Below are 23,670 nucleotides of genomic sequence, written 5' to 3'. Positions count from 1 at the left end.
GACCCAACAGACCAAGCTCGCCCATCTCACGAAAAATAGCCGGATCGGTTTTTTCATGACGGAACTGCTCGAGCACACGCGGCATCAGCTTGTCTTGACAATAAGCCTGTGCGCTGTCCCGAATCATGCGTTCTTCTTCAGTCAACTGCTGTTCCAGTAAAAATGGATCTTGCCAGTTGAAGTATGATTTGCTTGCTTTTTTAGTATCGACCATTTGATTCATAATGTCCTCTGCCAATCCTTCGTTGATATTATCTTGTTTTATCCTTAAGACTGACTTTATGCATGAATCGCCACTGCTTCAACCAATTAATTTGCATGCAGTTATGCGTTTTACGCATAACTTGTCTAGATACTTCTTCTTAAAAAGAAATTTAACCCGGTAATGACTATTTTTCACCCTAAAGCCCTATACTTGGACAACATGAACATACCGTTTATTAATATCTGATTATTTTTTTACCATGCGTCAAGGATGACCAGATGCGCCGAAAAATCCCCTCCCTGCAAGCCCTTATCTGTTTTGAGTCTGCTGCACGCCACGCCAGCTATACCTATGCAGCACAGGAGCTGTTTCTGACACAAAGCGCTGTTTCTCGCCAGCTCCAGCAGCTAGAGGACTATCTGGGGACAGCACTATTTACCCGAACACGGCATGGCGTAGAGTTAACCAATGCCGGACAGCAATACCTTAAAAGTATCGGCCCGCATCTAAAAGGGCTGGAACAGGCTACTGTAGATGTCATTACCCATCAAGGCCGTGGCGGCACCTTAAAACTGGGCGTGGTTCCGACCTTTGCCACCCGCTGGCTCTTACCAAAACTTCAGGGCTTTCATCAGCTTTATCCTGAAATTACGGTGCATCTGGAAACCAGTACCCGGCCTTTTTTGTTTCAGGAACATATTTTTGATGCGGCAATCTATGCAGGTACACCGCAGCAGCTGGAACAATGGCCTGGAACCTATAGTCATTTTTTAATGCATGAAGATGTGGTCGCGGTTTGCGCACCCAGCCTGATCCGGCAGTATTTTCCGGATGCCAGCATGATCAACTCTTATAGTTTTGATCTGAGTGCGGAGCAGCTGATTCGACTACCTTTACTCCAACAGACCACCCGGCCCAATATCTGGGAAGACTGGTTTAAACTGCATCAGATTCAACATGCCAATCCTTTTCAAGGCCAGCGTCATGAGCTGTTTTCCATGCTGGCAGTCGCGGCAACACATGCTATGGGCATGGCCTTAATTCCGCAAATGCTGATTGAAAAAGAATTAAATAAACAGGAATTGATATTGGTGTCGACAAAGACACTCGCAAAGCAACGGGCTTATTATCTGGTGCATTCCGGTCAGGAAAGTTCCCCCCTGATTGAAAAGTTTGCCAGCTGGTTACAGCAGGAAATCCAAAACCCCACTTCTATTGCGAATATCTGAATATTCACTATTTAGCCATAAAAAAACCCCAATCATTGACTGGGGTTTTGAATCTGGCGGAAGCGGTGAGATTCGAACTCACGGAGGACTCACACCCTCGTCGGTTTTCAAGACCGGTGCATTAAACCACTCTGCCACGCTTCCATGGCCGCCATCATATAAATAAATTGCCGAATTAGCAATAAAATTTAGCAAAACTTGTGTAAAAACCGGTTTATTCAGCTAAAAATCAGCCGGAAAGAATAAGTTGAATAAAGATAAAAACTCAGTAGGACGAAACAATAAATAAAGTCAGCAGCAACGAATCAATTGGCGCTTTGAGATGCCGTATTTCTCTTCGTCTATATCCCTTCATTCCTGCGACAGAAATTTAAGCAGCTATAAAAAAACCCAGCCTGTAGACTGGGTTTTTGAATTTGGCGGAAGCGGTGAGATTCGAACTCACGGAGGACTCACACCCTCGTCGGTTTTCAAGACCGGTGCATTAAACCGCTCTGCCACGCTTCCATGGCCGTCATCATATAAATAAAAATCGCCCTTGGCAAATATTTTTATAATTTCCCTGCATCAACTGAACAAAATAAAATCAATTCTATTAATTTGCTGAATTTTCTGGCTTTTCATAATCAATCGAGTTGATATACCAAAGCTTCTTACCTGACGGTGTAATAACCTCGATTTCGTCATCCACCTGCTTGCCCAACAAGGCACGTGCCATAGGAGACTCAATCGAAATATGCTGTGGATGATGATCATAAATTTCATCGACCCCGACGATCCGCAAATTCTTTTGTTCACCCTGTTCATTTTCAATTTCAACCCAGGCTCCAAAATAGACTTTTCCTTCCTGTTCAGGTGAAAAATCAATAATTTTTAGCTCTTCTAAACGCTTACCCAGATAACGCACTCGACGGTCAATCTTGCGTAACAACTGCTTGTTGTACTGGTAATCGGCGTTCTCTGAACGGTCGCCCAGACTGGCCGCCCAGTTTACCTTTTTGGTAATTTCCGGACGTTCTTCATGCCACAGATTCTTAAGTTCTGCCACTAATTTATCGTGTCCGCCACGGGTGATCAGGTTTGATTTCATTGCGCTTAACTAAGTTAATTTGCTCATTATTGACAACTCATCAGCTTATTTTATTCACCATTTTAGGGCAAGCTTAATTTTAAAAAAAATTCCCTAATAAATTTAACCACTTAAATTACATTTCAAAAATAAATCACCTACAAAATTTGACAATCATTTTTTACATCATTACTATGCACCCATCTTTTGAAATTGATCACTTTTTACTCTATGTAGTTTTTCTACACAATCCCTTGTAATTCTCTTGTCATTCTGAATGACGTCATGACTGCCCAACCCTTATTGAATTTATCAAACTTTTAAAAGTTTCAGGCTGTGTTACCTGTAATTTTTAGGGCATAAATTACTAGTAGCGGAGACAACATGCACAGTAGTTCAACCACTGGGTCTACGAGGCTTTGCCTAAGATCTTTTATTTCTTCTCTCCCCGTTAAAGCACTTGTATTAAGCACTGTATTTATTCCTTTTCACAGCCTGAATGCAAGCAACACTGCCTTGCAGTATGACCAGGTAGTCAACAGTCAGCAGCTGACCGTTGTGGCGGTCAAAAATCCGAGTACCGTCTTTCAGGATGGTGAACATCTGCATGGGTTTGGTTATGACCTGGTGCGTAGCTATGCCAACAACCTGAATGTCAAGCTGGACTTTAAAATTGTTCCTGACAATGCCACTGCCCTGTTATGGGTGGCTAAAGGAAAAGCCAATCTGGCGATGACCACATCAGATATACAGGCTATTGAAAAGCAACGCCTAACTGGGTTCTCTGCGACCTGTGGAGATCAGTATAGCCTGTCCAGCAACGGCCTGAATACCAATCTGAATCTGGTCTTTAAGTCAGCGAATGATCCACTCAGCCAAACAGCAAGCGCTTTTGTCTGTCGCGGCAAACAAAGTGGTGCCATTAAACAGCTGGCTTCTTTTTATAACCGCAATGTGGTACAGCAAGAGTCCTGGAATACCATTCAGCGTGATTTAAGCAATCGCCTGCCCATCTACCAGGCCAGCTTTAAGCAGACAGCCAAACAATATGACCTGGACTGGCATTTACTGGCAGCCATTGGTTATCAGGAATCCTATCTTAAACCGAACTCAGTTTCACCAACGGGTGTACGCGGCCTGATGATGCTGACCAATAGTACAGCCAAAGCAATGGGCGTCAGCAACCGCACCGATCCACTGCAAAGCATCCAGGGTGGTGCCAAGTACTATGACCAGATGCTGGATCGCTACGAGCATATTCCTTATCCAGACCGGAACTGGTTTGCGCTGGTGGCTTATAATATGGGTCCAGGTGCCGTCAATCAGCTGCAAAAGCGGATTCAGGCCCAAGGCAAGAATCCAAATAACTGGGTGAACTTATATGCCTATCTGGATCAGAACAAAGCCAATAATGGCCGTTACCGTCAGGCAGTACAATATGTGACGCGTATCCGTGCTTATTTAGAGCATATCAAGACCACGCCACAGCTGGTAAATATCTAAATATCCCGTATTTAAAACTGGCAGACATAAAAAAAGCTTACCTTCGGGTAAGCTTTTTTGGTTTATACGAGCGTTCAGCGAGAATTATGCTGTCGTATTTTCAAGCACTTTTTTGAACAGGTCTTTTTGCGCCTGACTTGGTTTTGCAGTTTGCAGCGCCATTAATTGCGACATATCGCCCTGTACTTTAATTTTACCTGTCATGAAGGCTTGCATTGCGGCAGCCATATCAAATTCCAGGAAGACTTTACGTAAGGTCTCTGCATCCATATTTAAGGTTGTTTTCGCATTTGAAGACAGACCTTTTTTGATCACGCCACCATCTAAAGATAATTCAGTATTACCTGTTGTATCCGCAACCACCAAATTAATTGCAAGGTTTGCCAAAGCGGGTGGCAAATCCAGATTACCCGCTTGTGCAGTCAATGTATCTACAGTTGAAAACCAATCATCAGATAAAAAAACAGGCATGATCTTTCCTCAATTTATTTGTTCATTTGTGTCGACTATCCAGACGACATCAGGGTGAGCATTTATGCTAGTACCTTGTTATAACATGATCATTGTGGCAATGGCTAACAAATTTTGTACGCACCGTTCAATTTTTGTAGTTCTGGTTTTAAGTTATTTTTCAGCAACTCGAGTGTTGACTCTTCCCCGAGAGGCAACGACACATATTTTTGAGCTGATCTAAAATATAAGGCAGGAAATTGCATCATTTTCAAGCAATGACATCTAATGCTAGAGCAGCAAAATATACTTTTTCCCTTGCGCTTTCAATAAAGCAAGGTTGGTCATTTCTTATATAGTTAGAAGACCCTCATAATTTATAGCGTCATTCTTTTATAAGGGGTCAACAACGCAGACATCAGCCCGAAAGCTGATGCCTGCTTTTTAGTCTTAGTCTAAGGCAAAGCCAAGATTGACCATATTGATACGGCGGTTCTCACCTTCAACAGCCTCTTCAGTCGAACAGCTGCCTTTAAAATCAAATTCGCGTTGGCTGTCCAGCACTTCAAAATCAAATAGCTCGCGATCTGCCAGCTGAGATGGCGATACGTTTTGCAGGGCACCAAAAATGCTGTGCAAACGTTTAGGATGCGCTTTATCCCAGTCACGCAGCATGTCATTAATAATGGCACGTTGCAGATTGTCCTGCGAACCACACAGGTTGCATGGAATAATCGGGAACTGGCGCATTTCTGCATATTTGATAATGTCTTTTTCTTCCACATAAGCCAGCGGACGAATCAGGATGTTCTTTTTGTCAGAAGACAACAGCTTCGGCGGCATGGCTTTCAGGCTGCCACCATGGAACAGGTTCAGGAAGAAAGTCGCCAGAATATCATCACGATGATGGCCCAGCGCCACTTTGGTGGCCCCGATTTCCTGAGCAAAGCCATACAGTGAACCACGGCGTAAGCGTGAACAGACTGCACAATAGGTCTTGCCTTCAGGTGTCAGCTTTTTAGTGATGCTATAGGTATCTTTTTCCAGGATGTAATACGGAATGTTATTTTCTTCTAAATAACGTGGCAGAACATCTTCAGGAAAACCTGGCTGTTTCTGGTCCAAATTTACCGCCACCACATCAAAGTTGATCGGTGCAATGCGCTTGAACTGAAGCAGGATATCTAACAAGGTATAACTGTCTTTACCACCAGAAATACACACCATGACCTTATCGCCGTCTTCAATCATCTTGAAGTCGCGAATGGCATGTCCGACCTGGCGGCGAAGCTTCTTCAACAAACGGTAGTAAGCAGAGCTGGTTGGCGGTTCAGGTTTGAAATTAAATCCTTGCTCGGGTTCAACTGGCGAGTACATAGACGAGACTAACCCATAAATAAAAATACCGCGCAATTTTAGCCGATTCGGGTGCATATCGCATCAAAAGAATTTAATTTCCTGCAAATGTCATGCTAGCTTCATGTTGATGCTTTATTTAAATAGCTAGGCCGAAACTTTTGCGTTCATTTTTCCAGCAAAGTGCTTATCTTTTACACTTTTCCACAGTTGTCCACAAAAGCTGTGGATAACTTTGTGGATTGAAAATGACTTGACAACTTGTCCGCCTCCAAATTTAAGGCTTCCCCTTAAATTGATCACTTATTGATCAATTTATTTTTTCATAAAAAACAATGTCTTACCCCTGTCAAGCCTAGGCTTTTAAATTAAATAAAAATTTTTTTTGATGAATAAACTCTCAAACAGATCTTGCATTTACAAACTCGTTTAGAAATAAAGCACAGAATACTGTTCATTCCGTAATTTTTTGTTAAACTCACCCCTGAACTTTACTCGCTTATTATCTGTCAAATATAAACAATGAAAATAAAGCTATCTTGGTTGGGGTGTCATCTGATTAGTGCAGTAGTCTGCCTGCAGAGCAGTCAACTTGCCTCTGCCGGTGAAACGATCTATCAATTGCGTGACAGCAATGGCAGTACCTTATTGACCAATAAAAAGAGCCGTTATAATCATTTACAGGTCGAAAAGAAGACCTACTATCCAGACAGTAATATTCACAGTTATAGCAACTGGGGCAACAGCGAAGCTGCTGTTTTACCAAGCTATAGTAAAAATAAAGATGCTTTTGATGCCATTATCCGTCAGGCAGCACAGACCCATGGTATTTCCGAAGGTCTGATTAAAGCGGTGATGCATACCGAATCCGGTTTTAATGTGCATGCACGTTCTCCGGTTGGAGCACAAGGCCTGATGCAACTGATGCCAGCTACGGCACGCCGCTTTAATGTCAGCAATGCGTATGATCCGCACCAGAATATTATGGCAGGTGCCAAATACCTGGCTTGGCTGATGAAACGTTTTAATGGCAATACCACGCTGGCATTGGCCGGCTATAATGCCGGTGAAGGCAATGTCGCCAAATATAAGGGCGTCCCTCCCTTCCGTGAAACTCAGGACTATGTTCGCCGGGTAACGAGCCGTTATCAGAATTTATATAGTAATGGTGTCCATGTTTCACAGGCCAGTTATTCCGCTTCTGCCGATCAGGGCCGGGTGATTGCCAGTTCAGCCCACTATACTACGCCTGCGACCAATACAGCCCCAATGCAGGCTGCTGCTCAATATCAACGTCAGGTGATTGTGAATGCCGATGGCAGCTATACCGATGCTCCGATAGGCTCTTATGCCACCGCAAATGCTTCAGCAGCAGCAAAAATCTATTTGAGTGATTAATAATAAAGATTTTTTTGCTCGAAAATGGCCTGTAATTCAGGCTAAACTCCTGCTAACTTTTTGTAGCTGATTGCGAATTTTTTCTTGAATTTTTAATAATTCCACCTCATATTGAGTTCAATGATTTTATTTGCTAATCAGATTATTTTTCTATAATAAGAGGATTTCTCAATGATGCGGATTGGTTTGTTCTTGCTAACCAACCTCGCGGTACTGGTTGTAGCTGGCATTATTCTGTCACTCTTCGGTGTCGGTAGTTACCATGGCGCGGGTGGCTTGAATCTAGGCAACCTGTTAGTCATCTGTTTTGTGTTTGGTATGGTAGGTTCCCTAATTTCCCTGTTCATGTCTAAATGGATGGCGAAAAAGACCACAGGTACTGAACTGATTGACCCGAATGCGCCACGTAATCAGGCAGAAGCATGGTTACTTCAAGAAGTTGCGCAACTGTCTCAACGTGCTGGTATTAAAATGCCAGAAGTCGGAATTTTCCCGTCTTATCAGTCGAATGCCTTTGCAACTGGCTGGAACAAGAATGATGCGCTGGTATCAGTATCGACAGGCTTGCTGGAACGCATGAACAAAGACGAACTACGTGCAGTGCTGGCGCATGAAATCGGTCACGTTGCCAATGGCGATATGGTCACACTTGCGCTCATCCAGGGTGTAGTGAACGCGTTCGTGATGTTCTTTGCTCGTGTGGCAGGTGATTTCATCGACCGTACTTTCTTTGGCCGTGAAGAAGGCGAAGCTCCAGGGATTGGTTATTTTGTCATTACCATCGTTCTGGATATTGTCTTTGGTATTCTGGCTTCTGCCATCGTGTTGTGGTTCTCGCGCTATCGCGAATACCGCGCTGATGAAGCGGGTGCACGTCTTGCAGGCAAGCAGGCCATGATTTCAGCCTTATTACGTTTACAGGCCGAATCAGAAATGCCGGATGCGATGCCAAAAGAGATGAAGGCCTTTGCCATTGCTGAAGGTCAGTCTCAGGGTTTCAGTCTTGCAGCTCTCTTCCAGACGCACCCGACAATTGAACAGCGTGTCGCGGCCCTACAACAGCTTGATTGTCCTTAATCAACCGGTTGTTCCTGATTTAAAAAAAGTCTGCATCTGCAGGCTTTTTTCTGGCGTTTTAAAGTGCGTTGATTCATATCTTAAAGCTTTGGAGTTTAGCTGCTCATCCATTGATACAATACAAAACTCCCCCATCCAATGAGACCAGTCAGCAAAATCAAGAATAAAGCCCCCAGCAGATCAGGAATATGAATCCACACCCAGGCCACCACAGGATTGCGCCAGAACCTGGACTGCTGCTGTTTACGCTCCAGACTTTCATGTAAAAAAGGATGCACCACATGATCGTCGCTAAGGATCTGATATTCCTGCCTGATATGATCATGCACAACATCTAATGCCTTACGGCTAGGGCGTATGAAAATATCAAAGATGGTGCCCACTACTGGAATAAAGCCGACCACGGCATCCAGTACAGCCAGTTTCATGACCGGATTTAACTTGCTGCGCGGTACACCAACCTGCCTGGCTTTATAGATGGCATAACAGGTCAAGACAAATCCGGCTAGATCGCCCGCGACTGGAATGGTACTCAAGGCAGCATCTGCTCCTACGCCCTGTTTGGTAAATGGAATCCTGACCAGGGAATCCATCAGATTGGCGAATTTGGCCAGATCCCGTTCCAGACGGATGACTTCCTGTTGGGTCAAGACTTTCTTGCTGTCAGAATCAGACATGTTTAGGTCCAAATTTTCTATTTATTTCGTGAGCATACCGTATGCTAAAGCCTAGGATATATAAATCTGTCAATCAGAGCAGCAGTTTTGACGCTACAAATAGATAGATTACCACACCAGTTGCATCACAAATTGAGGTGACCAAGGGAGCCGAAGCACTGGCCGGATCCATATTAAAGCGATTTAGAATAAACGGCAGGCTCATCCCAATCAGGCAGCCCATCACCACAATTCCCACCATACTGATGGCCAGAACAATAGCGACCATCATATCTCCTCGAATATAGCCCAGAATCGAAACTGCAAAAGCCATGGTTATTCCCAGGCATAAAGCGACCAGAATTTCCCGGCTGAGCAGACTGAACCAGTCCTTAAATTCCACATCATCCGTGGCAAGCGCACGTACCATCAAGGTGGCCGACTGAGAACCGGCATTCCCGCCGCTCCCGACCAGCAGCGGCAGAAAAAATACCAAGACGATATTGGCCGCAATAATCTCTTCAAAATGTGCAATCCCAATTCCTGAGAGCAGGCTACCAAAAATCAGCACGACCAGCCAGAATACACGCTTCTGATACAAGGTCAGAATCGGTGCGGTTTTCAGGCTGAGTTCATCCAGAGGCTCAACTGCACCCGACTTTAAGATATCCTCGGTAGTTTCAGCTTCTACAATATCCAGTGCATCATCATAAGTGATAATTCCCAGAATCCGTTTATGCTCATCCACTACCGGCAAAGCCATAAAATCATAATAGGCCAAAGCACGCGCCACACTTTCCTGATCATCTTCGAAATGGGCATATAGAACATCGCGGTGCATGACTTCTGCAATCGTCTTTTGTGGATCGGACTGAATAATCTCCCGCAAAGAAATAACCCCGATTAACTGCTCCTGCTCATCTACGATATAAACCAGATAGATGGTTTCCTGAGGAGTGGCCACCATTCTTAAGGTCTGAATGGCCTCATCCATGCGTAAATCCTGATGCAGCTTGACAAAACTGGAGCTCATCAGCGCCCCCGCAGTGCCTTCTGGATAAAGCGCCAAATTCTTCAAGGTCTGCCGGGTGTCTTCAGACAGTTGCGGCATCAACTGTTGCTGATACTCCGAGCTTAAACGCTTATACACATCGACAAAGTCATCCGGATTCATGGTGTTCAGAATAGGAATGATGATGGCTGCTGGCAGTTGCTCGGCCAGGCTGACCTGTTGATTGAGTGGCATAAACTCAAATGCTCCGCGCGGCTCATCCAGCTCTTGCAGAATCTGCACCTGCTCGTCTAATTTCAATCCTTTCAGAATACGCGCCTGATCTGCAACATTTAACAGATTTAACAGGCCCATCGCTTCCTGATAATGCTCAGAGCGAAGCTGTTGCTGCACATGATGTATTTTTTCGGCGATTTGTGGCATGGAATTCTCTTTTTTAATCTTGATGCGTCATGTCATTGTTCGGGTCTGTCCTGCGTATTCCCTATTTCCAAGGCTAAGATAAATCAGCAGGATATTCATTATTAATCATGCAATACCTGATTCTCATCACAGCGGATAAATCAGAATTTTGCCGCGCACAATAGAAGAGCCTGATCAGCTCAGACTCTTGCTCGCTTGAATGAGACAGATGACTAGGCGGGTGAGTGTTTACGAAACAGGCTGCGGATCAGTACATACATAAATGGGGTAAAGATCAGGACCAGTACCGTGCCGAAGATCACGCCTCCCAGCACACTGACTCCAATTTCCTGACGGCTGACCGCACCAGCACCGAAGGCAAAAACCAATGGCATAATCCCGGCACCAAATGCTAGCGAGGTCATCAGAATCGGACGTAAACGCAGGGAGGCTCCTTCTAGGGCAGCCTCGATCACCGTTTTTCCTTTATCCTGAGCCAAAGAAGCAAACTCTACAATCAGGATGGCATTTTTACAGGACAGGCCAATCGTCGTCAGTAATGCAATCTGGAAATAGATATCATTTGGAAAACCGGCCAGAGAGCTGAAAATAATATTCCCCCCAATCCCCAAAGGAATGGCTGACATCACCGCGGTTGGAATACTCCAGCTTTCATATAAAGCAGCCAGACACAGGAAAATAAAGCCAACGGAGACCAGATAAAGCCAGATCGCCTGGTTATTGGACTGTTTTTCTTCAAAAGATAAACCACTCCAGACCACATCCACACCCTCTTGCTGACCGACCAGATGCTCTACATCCTGCATGGCTTGACCAGAACTGGCACCTTTGCTGATATCTGCTTCCATTTGCAGTGCAGTATAGCCCATAAAACGGTTGACGACCTCAGGGCCACCACTCCAGCCGACCTTAGAAAAATTACTGAATGGAATCATCTGGTTCTGATCATTACGTACATGCCATTGTGCCAGATCCTCGGGTTTGGAACGAAACTCTGCATCGCCCTGCATAATCACCCGTTTAATCCGGCCACGATCAATAAAGTCATTAATATAGTTGCCGCCCCAGGCCGCTGAAAGCGTGCTGTTGATTGCTGACTGGCTTAAACCATTGGCCATGGCCTGTTTCTGGTCAATATTGACTTTAAGTTCGGCTTTTTCAGGATTGGAACGCTTATCCAGATTTTCAAAGCTACTATATTGAGCTGCACTAGCCTGCATATTCTGGAACTGCTCTTCCAGATACTGACGGCCATTGCCATTAATATCACGAATCCAGAAATCCAGGCCGTCGGTTTGTCCCAGACCATTCACCGATGCGGGCATACTAATATTGATCTGAGCATTGGGATTATCACGGAAATGTGCCATGGCACGTTCACGAATCGCCTGCGCGGTATTTTCTCCCCCTGAACGATCATCCCAATGCTTCAAGGCTACAAAACCGGTCGCCAGGTTCTGACCGGTACCTGAGAAGTTACGACCATAACGTATCATGACCAGATTAATATTGGCTTTTTCCTGTTCCAGAAAATATTGACGTACCTGCTCACCCACTTGAATAGTATTTTTCATAGGGGCACCTTCCTGCAGGCGAATTTGCAGGCTCAGAATTCCCTGATCTTCACTGGGCAAAAAGCTAGTCGGTAAAGCGCGGTAAAATAGAGCAAAAATGCCAATCAACCCGATAAAGAGCACTAGACAGATCGCTTTATGTTGCAAGGTCATGGTGGAAAGATGCACATAACGATCTTTTAAATTGTCGAGTTTCTGGTTAAAGCAGCTGGCCCATCTTACAGGTTGAGGATTCGTCTTGAGTATAAGTGCGCAGAGTGCCGGGGTCAGGATGAGCGCCACCATCAGGGAAAGCGACATGGCAGCAACCAACGTAATGGAAAACTGACGATAGATCACGCCGGTTGATCCCCCAAAGAGTGCCATCGGAATAAACACCGCAGTCAACACCAGAGTAATCCCGACTAGGGCACCACTGATTTCCTGCATGGATGCCAAAGCTGCCTCTTTGGCAGACAGCTGCTGCTCGTGCATCAGACGCTCTACATTTTCCACCACGACAATCGCATCATCGACCAGTAGACCAATCGCCAGCACCATCGCAAACAGTGTCAGAGTATTGATGCTCAACCCCAGCGCATATAACACCGCCATCGTTCCCAAAATGACCACAGGCACAGTAATTGCAGGAATCAGGGTTGCCCGCCAGTTCTGCAGGAAAATAAACATGACTATAATCACCAGGATGACTGCTTCGATCAGGGTTTTTACAACCTCCTTAATCGACTCCTGCACAAATGGCGTATTATCCCGGGGATAGGCGATTTTATAGCCTGGGGGTAATTGTGTGGCAATACGGGAAATTTCGGCCTTGATCAGTTGTGAGGTAGCAATGGCATTCGCCCCGGAGGCTAGTGAAATTCCCAGACCAGCCGATGGAAAACCATTATTAGTGCTATAAGACTGATAATTTTCAGCTCCCAGTTCTACCCTCGCCACATCTTTTAAATAGATAAAACTGCCATCTTGAGCAGATTTCACAATAATATTTTCAAACTCTTCGACCGTTTTTAAACGGCTGCCAGAGGTGACTTTGGCATTCAGATACTGGTCTTCGACCGTAGGCAGGTCTCCTATCGCCCCGGCAGCCACTTGGGTATTCTGGGCTTCGACTGCTGCACGTATATCGCTCGGCATCAGGCTATATTGTTTGAGTTTGGCCGGATGTAGCCAAATCCGCATGGCGAACTGTGAACCAAAAACATCCACCTCGCCCACCCCATCAATCCGGGCAATATCCTGCTCCAGATGAGTCATTAAATAGTCCGAAAGTTCGATATTGCTGCTGCGCCCACTTTCGTCATACAGACTGATGACCATATGGGTATCTCCCAGAGACTTAAAGACATTAACTCCCTGACGCTGTACCTCTTCCGGCAAGCGGTTTAAGACCCCGTTAATGGCATTTTGCACCTGCACCTGTGCGGTATCCGGATCTGTCCCATTTTCAAAACTGATGCTGATCCGGCTTCGTCCCGAAGAATCACTACTGGAACTAAAGTACAGCAAATGATCAATCCCTTTGATTTGCTGTTCTAAGACTTGGGTGACACTCTCCTCCACCGTTTCAGCAGAGGCACCGGTATAGGTAGCCGCCACAGTGATCCGAGGTGGTGCAATGTCAGGATATCGTTCCACAGCTAAATTCATCACCGCAAAAAGCCCGATCGCCATCACGACTATGGCCAATACACCGGCAAAAATAGGACGATGAATAAAAAATTTAGACAACATAAGTCCGGATCACTTCAGATTTGATGAACGATAAGAAGGTACACAAAATAAACAAGCTTTATGGATATTCAATGACATAGCTTGAGAATGCAAGAATTAAACACAAAAAGCTGTGATAACACCCAATCATGAAGAAATAATGAATACCTGAAAAGCAGGCTGTAAAGAGCGTTTTATTTTTTTGTTTGTATTTTTTTTGACATAAAAAAAACCCTGCATAAGCAGGGTTTTTTTCGAATCAGTTCAGTGCTTATGCAGAGAATTGGTTCATCGTGTTTTTCGCATCGTCACCCGCTTTAAGCGCGTTGTCACCAGCGAAGATTTCTTTGTGGTCATCACCGATGTCAGAACCTGCCATTGCTTGGTGTTTAACACACGCGATACCACCACGGATTTCTTTACGTTGTACGCCAGCAACATAAGCCAACATACCTTCAGAACCGAAGTAACCTTCAGCCAGCTCATGAGTAGAAAGAGCAGCTGTGTGGTAAGTCGGAAGTGTAATCAAGTGATGGAATACACCCGCTTCACGAGAAGCATCTGCCTGGAATGTACGTACTTTCTCATCAGCATCAGCAGCCAATTCAGAGTTGTCGTACTCAGCGCTCATTAACTTAGCACGGTCGTAAGCAGAAACGTCTTTACCTTCAGCAACCCAACGGTCGTAAGCTTGTTGACGGAAGTTTAAAGTCCAGTTGAACGATGGAGAGTTGTTATAAACAAGTTTCGCATTTGGAACAACTTCTTTAACACGGTTAACCATGTGAGCGATTTCTTCAACGTTTGGCGTTGCAGTTTCGATCCACAGAAGGTCAGCACCGTTTTGTAAGCTAGTTACACAGTCAAGTACAACGCGGTCAATTTGAGTGCCTTCACGGAACTGGTACAGACCAGACGCTAGACGCTTAGGACGGTGTAATTTACCATCACGCTTGATCAGGATTTCGTCTTCTTGAGCTTCAGAGATATCAATTTCTTGAGTGTCTAGGTAGCTGATGTATTGAGAAGCAATGTCGCCTGGCTCTTTAACCACTGGGATTTTTTGAGTCAAGTCAGCGCCTTCAGAGTCAGTACGCGCAACGATAATACCATCGTCAAGACCCATTTCCAGGAACGCATAACGTAACGCGTGGATTTTAGCGATGAAGTCTTCGTGTGGAACAGTTACTTTACCAGCTTGGTGACCACATTGTTTCGCGTCAGACACCTGGTTTTCGATTTGAAGTGCACACGCACCCGCTTCGATCATTTTTTTAGCAAGCAAGTAAGTTGCTTCTTCGTTACCGAAACCAGCATCGATGTCCGCAATGATTGGCACAACGTGAGTTTCGAAGTTGTCGATTTGTGCAGTGATTTCGGCAACTTTAGCTGTATCACCAGCTTCTTGAGCCTTTTTAAGTTCACGGAACAGATCGTTTAATTCTTTTGCGTCAGCTTGACGTAAGAAAGTGTAGATTTCTTCAATTAATGCAGGAACCGAAGTTTTTTCGTGCATAGATTGATCAGGAAGAGGACCGAATTCTGAACGAAGTGCAGCAACCATCCAACCAGAAAGGTAGATATAACGCTTAGAAGTTGTACCGAAGTATTTCTTGTTCGCGATCATTTTTTGTTGTGCGATGAAACCATGCCAGCAACCCAGAGACTGAGTGTATTTGCTAGGATCAGCATCATATTCAGCCATATCACGACGCATAATCGCCGCTGTATATTTAGCAATGTCTAAACCAGTTTTGAAACGGTTTTGCATTTGCATACGCGCAGCATCTTCAGGACTGATGTCTGCCCAAGTATTACCGAATTTCGCTTTTAATTCGCGGATTGCATCAATCGCTGTTTGGTATGTAGTCATGATCTTTTCCTGTAATAATATTAGGATTTTTCTACAACAAGTAGCAAAAATCGTACCCTCAACAACCTGTTTAGATTTTCGCCGCCCCGTTGGGATAGCTAAAGATTAGTGGGCTTGTCAAAATTAATCCAATATTCTCCCAGAATCTTCACTATTTATTTAAAAAATATATAGATAAAGGTCTAAAGATAATTCAATATGCTAGACATAAGACATTGTTTTTAAATATTTTTAATATATAAGAATTTGCTTACAAATTACCCAACATGTTTAAATTTTATTCATGCGACTTAAGTCGGACTTGGAAATTTTAGGTAATATAAATGGCAAATTCCGCCATTTTCGGGAATTTGAACTGTCCTATTCGGGTCTTCACCGCTGTTATTTTTTATACAGCCGACAGATTGATTGAGCCACCTCAGACTTGACGCTACGGGTTTTAAGGCTAAAAGTGTGCAACATACCTGACTTTGTTTTAGACTATTCTCCATTCAGTTTCTTGCCACGTTGAGCACTATAAAATTAAAAAATGTGCCGAAAAAGCATGGATAAAATTTCAGCAAATTCAGCTTGATTTATCAAAATCAGCTGGGCTTTTTTTCTTCAATTCCACACACAAACCCCGGTTGTTATGGCATAATCAACATAATTTCATGATTTTATTTTCGGTATTTATTTTATGAATCTGGAGCGGGTCGATCTTAATTTATTAATTTATCTTGATGTACTTTTACGTGAAAAAAATGTGACTCGGGCTGCTGAACAACTGGGGGTCACCCAGCCAGCAATGAGTAATATTTTACGTCGTTTACGCAATTTATTTAATGATCCCCTGCTGATTCGCTCGTCTGAAGGCATGACCCCGACCGAACGGGCGCTGGAATTACAGCCAAGAATTCGCGATGCGCTGGCGGATTTATCGATGATTCTGGAGCCACGTACCGAGTTCCGTCCTTATACATCAAATCGCGTATTCCGGATTATGACCTCAGACTACGCAGAAGCTACACTGGTTCCACGTTTAGTCAAAGCCTTGCGTTCAGAAGCACCCAATGTGGTTCTCGACTTTTTAACCCCAAGTGATGTGTCCTACCGCGACATGGAACAGGGTAAGGTCGATCTGGCCATTAACCGTTTCAATGAAATCCCGCAAAGTTTTCACCAAGTGCTGGTTTGGCGTGACAGTTTTTCCTGTCTGCTGAACAATAAACACCCGGCCGCCAGCAATTTAAATCTAAAAAGCTATCTGGATGCCCAACATATCTGGGTGTCTAAAACAGGGATGGGGGTTGGCTTTGGGGTTAACCCAGAGAAACAGGCCGGCTTGGGCTGGATTGATCAGGCGCTGGAACGGATTGGCCAGAAACGTAAGATTTCCGTGTTTACCCGACATTATCAGATGCCAGCACTTTTGGCCTCGAATGTCGATTTGATCGCCACCTTGCCTAGCCGGATTGCACGCTTGCAAGCCAAAAATCAAAACTTGCAGATTAAAGATCCGCCCTTTTATATTCCAGAGTTTGAGTTGAAAATGGCATGGTGCCCTCTATTGCATCATCATCCGGCCCATCGCTGGTTACGTCAGCTCATTCTGTATGTGGCACGTCAAATGATTGAAGAAGAAAACCGCGAGTTTATGCTGAATAATTCGCAATTTTCACACTATTAAATTGAATAGCGTCTAAATTCTTCTTTTTTAAGCTTATACTGTAAGGACTTGAGAGCTGCTGTTTACCTCTCAAGTCTTTTTTGTGTTAAAAATATTCCAATATAATACTAATCCACAGGTGAATTTGTGAGCCTCTTTCAAAACATCGTGGTTATCCTGATACTGATCGCGGGGGCTGGTTTTTTATCTTTAACAGAAATCGCGCTCGCCGGTGCCCGCAAAGTCAAACTGAAAATTTTGGCCGAAGCAGGAGATAATCGCGCTCAAAAAGTTTTAGATTTACAAGGAAATTCTGCTGACTTTTTTGCCGCTTCTCAAATCGGTTTAAATGCGGTTGCTATTCTCGGCGGTATTTTGGGGGAAGGTGCTTTCCGCCCTTATATCATTGAGTTTATTGCACGTTTTTATCAAGGTCCCTGGGCAGAAACCATTGCTTTCTCGCTGTCATTTACTATCGTCACCTCGCTTTTTATTTTATTTGCCGACCTGATGCCCAAACGTCTGGCGATGATTGCGCCTGAAAAAATTGCCGTTTCGGTCATTAACCCGATTCAGGTCTTTATCTTGGTCTGTAAACCGCTTGCCTGGTTTATCAATGTCATTGCTAACATGCTGTTTCGCCTGTTTAAGGTCAATACTGTGCGTGATGACAATATTACCTTTGATGATATTTCAGCGGTAATGGATGCAGGTGCACAAGCTGGCGTCTTACAAAAGCAGGAACATCATTTCATTGAAAATGTGTTTGAGCTTGAAGAGCGTAATGTGCCTTCAAGTATGACCACGCGTGAAAATGTGGTGTATTTCACCTTAAACGAAACTGAGGACAGTATCCGCCAAAAGCTGGCTGAATATCCTTATTCCAAGTTTCTGGTCTGTAATGAACATATCGATGAAGTAATTGGTTATGTAGATGCCAAAGATATTTTGGTGCGGATTTTAAATAACCAAAAAATCAACCAGCTGAATGAATCCACGATTCGTAATGTATTGACTATTCCAGATACATTGACCCTGTCTGAACTGCTGGACCGTTTTCGTTCTACCAAAGAAAAATTTGCTGTGGTTATCAATGAATATGCCTTGGTGGTCGGCGTGATTACCCTGTCCGATGTCATGATTACCGTGATGGGAGACTGGGTCACTCCTCTGGAAGGCGACCAGCAGATTATCAAGCGCGATAGTAATTCCTGGCTGATTGATGGCAGTACGCCTATTGAAGACATGAAACATGCGTTAGAAATCAATGAAATGCCGGATCAGGACAACTATGAGACTCTGGCCGGTTTTATGATGTTTAAGTTGCGTAAGATTCCTCGTCCTGCCGATGTCGTCCTGCATGCTGGTTATAAGTTTGAAGTGGTAGATGTTGACCATTTTAAAATTGACCAGCTTTTGGTGACCCGTATGTTAGAAATTAAAGATGAATCCCCACAGGAATCAGAGTAATCTGATTCCTGTCACTTCAAATACAAAAATAATCAGCGTATAAAATGAATTTTATTGCCCTTCTGGCCTGTCTGGCTTTTTATTCCGCCCTTTATCTTTTATATTTCTTTTTTGCCAAACAGCAGAATCCTTTATTGCTGTTGGCTGCCATTGGCATGCTGTGCATGACCGTACTTATGACTCCCTATCCTTTTGAGAAAAGACGGTATGGTTTTGATGCCACCCTCAACTTTGGCAACTATCTTTATTGGCCGCTTTATAGCTGGTGGCGAGTATTTACTTTCCCAATCCGCTGGCTCTTGTCTTTGTTTTTTCATGATTAAAAAAAGCACCGCTCTTGGTGCTTTAATCAGGGTCTATTGCCATTGCATAAATGGATTGCGCTATAAGAGCTAAAACTGAGCAGATGATGCATGAAACGAGGAAAACAGCGAGACTATTGCCAAGTTTTATAACGAAATCTGAGAAGTTTTAGCTCCATGCGCAAGAACAAAGCATAGATGAAGTGTTAACACCCCCAAATCTATCAGGCTTTAAACTTTAGTCAGTAAAACATCTAACACGGCCTGATAGTGAATCTGAATATCGTCTTGCAAAATCTTATAGGCATTATCGTACTGTACCATTGGCCAGCCTTCTTTCCAGAACGGAAAAATATTATGCAGGTCATGTGTGACAATAGCATCTTCACGGGCAATCGCCTGTGCAATCTGGGCCAGTACAAAAGCAGTTTCTGCGCCATCAATTGCCAGATAATCAATCCCGCGTGCTTTTAAAATGCGGATACGGTCTTTCTTATAGCGAATCTTTTTAATCTGAGCTTCATTTAAGTGCAAGGCCAGTGCAACGGCTTCCACGAATTTCGCTTCAAATGACTGATGCAGGGCGACCAATGCCTGTTTGTGCGCTTCCTGACGACCCGCTTTACCACCCTGACGAATGACTTCTAATGCTTCAGTATCGAGTTCATCATTCTTCATACTTTGAAGAATGTCTAGAATTTCGATGTCGCTTAAAGCCTCAGGAGATTGATCAGTCATACACTGTCCTTAAAAATAATCTTTAATTGACTATTTTCGCATAAATCCTAACTAAAAAACTAAAATCTTGTGCTGTCAGTGCCGATAAGTCTAAAAATTTTGTTGAGCCTATCATTCTTGGACAGATCCTCTATAGTAGGGCCAGTCTCTTCCGCAATTCTGGTTTCATAATGCGCACCGAACAGGTCAGTCTTCTGTTACAGCAACTGCAATTGCTTTATCCCGCTGCCTTTAAAAGAAATTATCTGTTCTATAGCCAACTCAAGACACACGGTATATTGCTAGAAGATCGCAAGGCAATAATTTCCTGGATTCTGGCCGGCATGATTTTTATACCGGTCTGCCTGTTGTTACGGGATTTTTTGCAGCTCTCATTTCCAAAACTGTCTGCCTTTCAGACGCAAAGCACAGCTATCTTGATAATCCTGCTCTTTCTGATGCTGGTGGTGCCTTTCATCCTCAAGCAGGTCAAACATTCTTCTTATTCTCTTTATCATGTCTTGCGCTATGCTCCACTCAAGTTGACAGTGGTCATTATTTTAGAAGGTTTAAATCTACTAGTTCTGGAAAATGAATGGGTCATGTGGGGCTTGTTCTTTTTTGGTCTAAGCGTTGGATTTGTGCGTATTTATAAAGAAAACCTGTTTCGTAGCAGTACCCAAAACCATGAATATTATCAATTGCAACAACTCCGCCGCGCGTGTTTCTGGGCTTATCGTCAAACCGTTGCCCTGCGCCTGCAATTAATTTTTTCTGCTAAAGATCACCCACAATATAAGCAACGCAAACAGCAGCTCGAGTGCTATGCCGAGCTTTATACCCGTTTGCTCAAGTCTGAATATGAGTACTGCAAAACGCTTAAATATCTCGATATAGAGACCTATCTGAATGAGCGGCACTAAGCCTGATCCTCTCCAGTTGTTTTAAATCAGCTTTTTACAAGGCCAAGCTTCAGTGATGGAATTTATTCGGGTTCATGAGAGATGATTCACATCTTAAGTCGCAAGACTGATTGAAAATAAAGCATTCGTAGAGAAATTTGCTTGCCAAGCTTTATTTCGTCCTCTATGATTGCGCACATGCCCGAGTGGTGAAATCGGTAGACACAGGGGATTTAAAATCCCCCGCCCACAAAGCGTGCCAGTTCGAGTCTGGCCTCGGGCACCATTTTAATTCTGGTTAAAATGGTGCAATAAAAAAATCCAGCATTAAGCTGGTTTTTTTGTGCCTGAATTTTCTTTGCCACCCGAAATCTTCATGTCAGAATTAAAATCATTCAATTTCGCCAGATTACAATTACAGCATCCCGATGCTTTTTTTCTGAAACTGCATTACAGCCGCTTCAAGTTTAGTACGCTACAAAAAATCCAGTTTGTGATTGCCCTTAATCTGCTATCGCTGCTGATTTGTCTGCTTTGCAGTCTGGGTTCAATTGCTTTGGAATATTATTTCTTTCATGAAGCCCAAGCAGCCTTTAACATGAGTTTGATGCTGCTCATTACGCTATTTTACCCTTATATGGCCTATATCCAGTATCAGGCCAAGTTCAGTTCCAAAGTCTATGCCGCACATCTACAGCACTGTCTGTATCTGCACATTCCAATCTTCTTGGGTCTTCTAGTTAACCTTTATCTGATTCATTCAGACTGGCTGGTTATTCTGAGTATGCTGCTGGTTTCGGTTTTATTAGGTGGAGCTGCTATTTTAGAGCCGTTTTTTAAGCCTAATACAAGCGTTCTGGATCAGGTTCGACTGCAAAAACTTCGCCAGCTCGCCTTCTGGGCCTATCAGCAATCGCGTTCTCAGTCTCCACAATATGTCCCCGATCAACCTGATCTGCCCGCCTATTATAAAAGCCTTCATATACGCTGCATGCAGAAAGAACAGCAACTTCTTCAGCGTATCCGCTTCACCAGCTTTAAAGACTATTTTAAGAACACATAAAAAAGCCCTGTATTTACAGGGCTTGAAATGATTGGGTGTTACCATTCACGGTTAGCGACCAGCTCTTCCACCTCGAGATCAAACAGACCAAGCTCCTGTACCACCATCATCATGGCTTCTGCAATATAATCTGCAGCCGTACCATCCAGAGAAGAATCCAGATCTTTAAACTGCGGCTTCATGGCATTAATTTCAGCAACCGCAAGATGTGCAAGTGGATATACCTCTTGCTCAGTCAAACCGGACTTTGACACTTTTTCAGCGAAACGCTCAATGTGCTGCTTAACCTCAGCAACCAGAATATCGGGATAATATTCATCATCGAACATAGGGAGAAGTAAATCTGCAAACATTACAGGTACTCTAAAAGATGATAGTCAAATAAGCGTGCTGTATAACACATTGCTGATCAAAAGCCAAACAGCCCGCTGTGGCCACCTGTCTTCCAGTTATTAAATTGCCTGCTGCATCGCCTGCCAGATCTTGATTGCGTCTACGGTGGCTTTTACATCATGGACACGCACCATGCAGGCCCCTTGCTGGATACTGAGTAAATGTGCGGTTGCCGAGCCTACTGCGCGCTGCTCTGGGTCTGTAGCGTCCAATACCGCTCCAATAAAACGTTTACGTGATAATGCCGATAAAATCGGATAGCCCATCTCAGTCAGTTTATAAAACTCTTGAAGTAATTTCAGATTTTGCTGGGCATTTTTAGCAAAGCCAAAGCCTGGATCAATCATGATATGTTCAGGCCTAACTCCCGCGTCCAGAGCATCCTGAACCCGCTGGCCCAGTTCACGCATGACGTCCTTAGTGACATCCTGATATTGATCTAGATTGTTCATGGTGGTCGGCTCACCACGCATGTGCATGACAATCACGGGGATATTCAACTCTGCCGCAGTTGCTAATGCCAGCGGACGAGTCAGCGCACGTACATCATTCCAGATATGTGCGCCTGCTTTGACCGCAGCCTTAATCACTTCTGGCTCTGAAGTATCAATGGAGATAATCACATCATGTTTGGCCAGTGCCTCAACCACCGGCACCACTCGACGGATTTCTTCTTCTACTGTGACTACAGATGCACCGGGACGGGTAGATTCCCCACCAATATCAATAACTGTTGCACCTTCTGCTAGCATAGCCAGTGCCCGCACGAGTGCAGCATCTTTAGAGTTGTGTCGTCCGCCATCGCTAAAGGAATCTGGAGTCACATTTAAAATCCCCATTACCTGCGGCTGAGACAAATCCAGGGTTAAACGACCAAAATTCCAGATTTGTGGACGTAGCGGCTTCAGCTGCATGTGTAATCTCCATGATAAATTTGCGACTTATTGTCCATGTTCTATCAGACAACGCAAGCTGTGTTCTGCCTGGCCTGTAAAAGAATCAGGCATGATGTTCTGAAAACTGCTCTAGTTTGGCTTTTACCTCGAACCATTCGTTCTGAAGAATACTAAACATCACCGTATCACGAATGGTCTTGCCATCTTTTCTTAGGGTATGACAGCGTAGGGCACCCTCTTGTCTAGCACCTAAAACCTGAATTGCTGCCTGACTCCACAAGTTCAGATGATCAGTTCTAAACGCAACCACTTGAGCCTGTAAGATTTCAAAGGCATGTTTCAGCAATAAGTATTTGCAGGCTGGATTGACATGAGTATCCTGAAATCTTTGTGCATACCAAGTATAGCCAATCTCAAGTCTAGGAATTTCTGGCTTAATATCATGATCACTGATTGAACCAATGGCTCGATTGCTCTGCTCATCAATCACTGCAAAAGCTAGACCTTCATCCCTCGCCTGCTGCACTAAAGCTTTCTCAATATAGACTTCAACTGTTTCTGGATAAGGTGCAGAGGCATAAAAAACCTCTCTCAATTTATCATCAGCACAGGCAAGTTTCAGATTCTCCATATGCGCTCGATAAAGGCTCTAATCGTACTCCGTATCCACTGGAGACTAATAAATTCGTGTTGATTTTATAGCTCTTTTATTTTTATAAGCTCCGCAATTTAACCTACTTT

General features: G+C 44.0%; 20 protein-coding genes, 3 tRNA genes and 1 pseudogene. 10 read left to right on the top strand and 14 right to left on the bottom strand.

Translation table 11 applies throughout. The features are described 5' to 3' along the window. On the bottom strand, positions 1 to 223 hold a 223-nt coding region (locus E2K52_RS04295; protein WP_171478802.1), incomplete at its 3' end, for an acyl-CoA dehydrogenase family protein. A 260-nt stretch (positions 224 to 483) separates the two neighbouring features. Between E2K52_RS04295 and E2K52_RS04290 the strand changes: the two genes are divergently transcribed. Next, the gene (locus E2K52_RS04290) at positions 484 to 1,434 is read left to right on the top strand and encodes a LysR substrate-binding domain-containing protein (protein ID WP_151203934.1); all 951 of its coding nucleotides are present in this window, start codon (positions 484 to 486) and stop codon (positions 1,432 to 1,434) included. A gap of 54 nt (positions 1,435 to 1,488) precedes the next feature. On the opposite strand, the gene E2K52_RS04285 is transcribed toward E2K52_RS04290, so the two are convergent. The 3 genes from E2K52_RS04285 to greB all read right to left on the bottom strand — a co-directional run bounded on the left by E2K52_RS04285 (position 1,489) and on the right by greB (position 2,524). After that, a tRNA-Ser gene (locus E2K52_RS04285) sits at positions 1,489 to 1,578 on the bottom strand. A 273-nt stretch (positions 1,579 to 1,851) separates the two neighbouring features. After that, positions 1,852 to 1,941: transfer RNA gene (locus E2K52_RS04280), tRNA-Ser, on the bottom strand. 88 nt (positions 1,942 to 2,029) lie between these two features. Then, entirely contained in the window at positions 2,030 to 2,524 is a 495-nt protein-coding gene (greB, locus tag E2K52_RS04275; protein WP_151203933.1) for a transcription elongation factor GreB, read from the bottom strand. A 363-nt stretch (positions 2,525 to 2,887) separates the two neighbouring features. Between greB and E2K52_RS04270 the strand changes: the two genes are divergently transcribed. Beyond that, a complete protein-coding gene (locus tag E2K52_RS04270; RefSeq protein WP_151203932.1) occupies positions 2,888 to 4,006 on the top strand; it encodes a transglycosylase SLT domain-containing protein in 1,119 nt (372 codons plus the stop codon). Positions 4,007 to 4,090: 84 nt separating this feature from the next. Here E2K52_RS04270 and E2K52_RS04265 read toward each other — a convergent pair whose 3' ends face one another. Together E2K52_RS04265 and ttcA are read right to left on the bottom strand one after the other, a co-directional pair. Then, on the bottom strand, positions 4,091 to 4,477 hold the full coding sequence (locus E2K52_RS04265) for an SCP2 sterol-binding domain-containing protein (protein WP_151203931.1): 387 nt from the start codon (positions 4,475 to 4,477) through the stop codon (positions 4,091 to 4,093). Positions 4,478 to 4,906: 429 nt separating this feature from the next. Next, positions 4,907 to 5,833: a tRNA 2-thiocytidine(32) synthetase TtcA gene (gene ttcA / locus E2K52_RS04260; protein ID WP_151203930.1), complete on the bottom strand. Its 927-nt coding sequence runs from the start codon at positions 5,831 to 5,833 to the stop codon at positions 4,907 to 4,909. A gap of 501 nt (positions 5,834 to 6,334) precedes the next feature. On the opposite strand from ttcA, the gene E2K52_RS04255 reads away from it, so the two are divergent. After that, positions 6,335 to 7,210: a lytic transglycosylase domain-containing protein gene (locus E2K52_RS04255; RefSeq protein ID WP_151203929.1), complete on the top strand. Its 876-nt coding sequence runs from the start codon at positions 6,335 to 6,337 to the stop codon at positions 7,208 to 7,210. A gap of 171 nt (positions 7,211 to 7,381) precedes the next feature. Then, positions 7,382 to 8,287, top strand: a complete 906-nt coding sequence (gene htpX / locus E2K52_RS04250) for a protease HtpX (RefSeq protein WP_151203928.1) — start codon at positions 7,382 to 7,384, stop codon at positions 8,285 to 8,287. A gap of 95 nt (positions 8,288 to 8,382) precedes the next feature. Here the strand turns inward: htpX and E2K52_RS04245 are convergent, their stop codons facing one another. The 4 genes from E2K52_RS04245 to E2K52_RS04230 all read right to left on the bottom strand — a co-directional run bounded on the left by E2K52_RS04245 (position 8,383) and on the right by E2K52_RS04230 (position 15,538). Continuing rightward, complete coding sequence (locus E2K52_RS04245; protein WP_151203927.1) at positions 8,383 to 8,964, bottom strand: DUF4112 domain-containing protein; 582 nt, start codon at positions 8,962 to 8,964, stop codon at positions 8,383 to 8,385. 73 nt (positions 8,965 to 9,037) lie between these two features. Next, a complete protein-coding gene (mgtE, locus tag E2K52_RS04240) occupies positions 9,038 to 10,378 on the bottom strand; it encodes a magnesium transporter (protein WP_151203926.1) in 1,341 nt (446 codons plus the stop codon). Positions 10,379 to 10,590: 212 nt separating this feature from the next. Beyond that, positions 10,591 to 13,686 carry a multidrug efflux RND transporter permease subunit gene (locus tag E2K52_RS04235; RefSeq protein ID WP_151203925.1) on the bottom strand — a complete coding sequence of 1,032 codons (3,096 nt, stop codon included), beginning with the start codon at positions 13,684 to 13,686 and terminating at the stop codon, positions 10,591 to 10,593. A gap of 250 nt (positions 13,687 to 13,936) precedes the next feature. Then, entirely contained in the window at positions 13,937 to 15,538 is a 1,602-nt protein-coding gene (locus E2K52_RS04230) for an isocitrate lyase (protein WP_151203924.1), read from the bottom strand. Between the two features lie 679 nt (positions 15,539 to 16,217). On the opposite strand from E2K52_RS04230, the gene E2K52_RS04225 reads away from it, so the two are divergent. The 3 genes from E2K52_RS04225 (at position 16,218) to E2K52_RS04215 (ending at position 18,979) form a co-directional block, all read left to right on the top strand. Next, complete coding sequence (locus E2K52_RS04225) at positions 16,218 to 17,207, top strand: LysR family transcriptional regulator (RefSeq protein WP_151203923.1); 990 nt, start codon at positions 16,218 to 16,220, stop codon at positions 17,205 to 17,207. A 126-nt stretch (positions 17,208 to 17,333) separates the two neighbouring features. Beyond that, complete coding sequence (locus E2K52_RS04220) at positions 17,334 to 18,656, top strand: hemolysin family protein (protein ID WP_151203922.1); 1,323 nt, start codon at positions 17,334 to 17,336, stop codon at positions 18,654 to 18,656. Positions 18,657 to 18,700: 44 nt separating this feature from the next. Continuing rightward, complete coding sequence (locus tag E2K52_RS04215) at positions 18,701 to 18,979, top strand: hypothetical protein (protein ID WP_151203921.1); 279 nt, start codon at positions 18,701 to 18,703, stop codon at positions 18,977 to 18,979. A gap of 210 nt (positions 18,980 to 19,189) precedes the next feature. On the opposite strand, the gene E2K52_RS04210 is transcribed toward E2K52_RS04215, so the two are convergent. Then, the gene (locus E2K52_RS04210; protein ID WP_151203920.1) at positions 19,190 to 19,696 is read right to left on the bottom strand and encodes a hypothetical protein; all 507 of its coding nucleotides are present in this window, start codon (positions 19,694 to 19,696) and stop codon (positions 19,190 to 19,192) included. 170 nt (positions 19,697 to 19,866) lie between these two features. Between E2K52_RS04210 and E2K52_RS04205 the strand changes: the two genes are divergently transcribed. From E2K52_RS04205 to E2K52_RS04195, 3 genes are all read left to right on the top strand, one after another. Further along, positions 19,867 to 20,598, top strand: coding sequence for a hypothetical protein (locus tag E2K52_RS04205; RefSeq protein ID WP_151203919.1), 732 nt, complete (start codon positions 19,867 to 19,869; stop codon positions 20,596 to 20,598). Between the two features lie 179 nt (positions 20,599 to 20,777). Continuing rightward, positions 20,778 to 20,863, top strand: a tRNA-Leu gene (locus E2K52_RS04200). A 90-nt stretch (positions 20,864 to 20,953) separates the two neighbouring features. Beyond that, the gene (locus E2K52_RS04195; protein WP_151203918.1) at positions 20,954 to 21,640 is read left to right on the top strand and encodes a hypothetical protein; all 687 of its coding nucleotides are present in this window, start codon (positions 20,954 to 20,956) and stop codon (positions 21,638 to 21,640) included. Between the two features lie 38 nt (positions 21,641 to 21,678). On the opposite strand, the gene E2K52_RS04190 is transcribed toward E2K52_RS04195, so the two are convergent. The 3 genes and pseudogenes from E2K52_RS04190 to E2K52_RS04180 all read right to left on the bottom strand — a co-directional run bounded on the left by E2K52_RS04190 (position 21,679) and on the right by E2K52_RS04180 (position 23,624). Then, positions 21,679 to 21,993: a DUF5713 family protein gene (locus E2K52_RS04190; RefSeq protein WP_151203917.1), complete on the bottom strand. Its 315-nt coding sequence runs from the start codon at positions 21,991 to 21,993 to the stop codon at positions 21,679 to 21,681. Positions 21,994 to 22,092: 99 nt separating this feature from the next. Continuing rightward, positions 22,093 to 22,947: a dihydropteroate synthase gene (gene folP / locus E2K52_RS04185; RefSeq protein WP_151203916.1), complete on the bottom strand. Its 855-nt coding sequence runs from the start codon at positions 22,945 to 22,947 to the stop codon at positions 22,093 to 22,095. A gap of 85 nt (positions 22,948 to 23,032) precedes the next feature. Next, positions 23,033 to 23,624, bottom strand: a pseudogene (locus tag E2K52_RS04180) (GNAT family N-acetyltransferase). Positions 23,625 to 23,670: the final 46 nt, after the last annotated feature.

The sequence above is a fragment of the Acinetobacter sp. RF14B genome (assembly GCF_006864105.1).
GTDB classification, from domain to species: domain Bacteria; phylum Pseudomonadota; class Gammaproteobacteria; order Pseudomonadales; family Moraxellaceae; genus Acinetobacter; species Acinetobacter lwoffii_C.
This window is presented reverse-complemented; position numbering and strand designations above follow the sequence as displayed.

Excerpts from the sequence above, each read along its gene's own strand:
- E2K52_RS04290 (WP_151203934.1), top strand. The coding sequence starts at position 484 with ATGCGCCGAAAAATCCCCTCCCTGCAAGCCCTTATCTGTTTTGAGTCT.
- greB (WP_151203933.1), bottom strand. The coding sequence starts at position 2,524 with ATGAAATCAAACCTGATCACCCGTGGCGGACACGATAAATTAGTGGCA.
- E2K52_RS04270 (WP_151203932.1), top strand. The coding sequence starts at position 2,888 with ATGCACAGTAGTTCAACCACTGGGTCTACGAGGCTTTGCCTAAGATCT.
- E2K52_RS04265 (WP_151203931.1), bottom strand. The coding sequence starts at position 4,477 with ATGCCTGTTTTTTTATCTGATGATTGGTTTTCAACTGTAGATACATTG.
- ttcA (WP_151203930.1), bottom strand. The coding sequence starts at position 5,833 with ATGTACTCGCCAGTTGAACCCGAGCAAGGATTTAATTTCAAACCTGAA.
- E2K52_RS04255 (WP_151203929.1), top strand. The coding sequence starts at position 6,335 with ATGAAAATAAAGCTATCTTGGTTGGGGTGTCATCTGATTAGTGCAGTA.
- htpX (WP_151203928.1), top strand. The coding sequence starts at position 7,382 with ATGATGCGGATTGGTTTGTTCTTGCTAACCAACCTCGCGGTACTGGTT.
- E2K52_RS04245 (WP_151203927.1), bottom strand. The coding sequence starts at position 8,964 with ATGTCTGATTCTGACAGCAAGAAAGTCTTGACCCAACAGGAAGTCATC.
- mgtE (WP_151203926.1), bottom strand. The coding sequence starts at position 10,378 with ATGCCACAAATCGCCGAAAAAATACATCATGTGCAGCAACAGCTTCGC.
- E2K52_RS04235 (WP_151203925.1), bottom strand. The coding sequence starts at position 13,686 with ATGTTGTCTAAATTTTTTATTCATCGTCCTATTTTTGCCGGTGTATTG.
- E2K52_RS04230 (WP_151203924.1), bottom strand. The coding sequence starts at position 15,538 with ATGACTACATACCAAACAGCGATTGATGCAATCCGCGAATTAAAAGCG.
- E2K52_RS04225 (WP_151203923.1), top strand. The coding sequence starts at position 16,218 with ATGAATCTGGAGCGGGTCGATCTTAATTTATTAATTTATCTTGATGTA.
- E2K52_RS04215 (WP_151203921.1), top strand. The coding sequence starts at position 18,701 with ATGAATTTTATTGCCCTTCTGGCCTGTCTGGCTTTTTATTCCGCCCTT.
- E2K52_RS04210 (WP_151203920.1), bottom strand. The coding sequence starts at position 19,696 with ATGACTGATCAATCTCCTGAGGCTTTAAGCGACATCGAAATTCTAGAC.
- E2K52_RS04205 (WP_151203919.1), top strand. The coding sequence starts at position 19,867 with ATGCGCACCGAACAGGTCAGTCTTCTGTTACAGCAACTGCAATTGCTT.
- E2K52_RS04195 (WP_151203918.1), top strand. The coding sequence starts at position 20,954 with ATGTCAGAATTAAAATCATTCAATTTCGCCAGATTACAATTACAGCAT.
- E2K52_RS04190 (WP_151203917.1), bottom strand. The coding sequence starts at position 21,993 with ATGTTTGCAGATTTACTTCTCCCTATGTTCGATGATGAATATTATCCC.
- folP (WP_151203916.1), bottom strand. The coding sequence starts at position 22,947 with ATGCAGCTGAAGCCGCTACGTCCACAAATCTGGAATTTTGGTCGTTTA.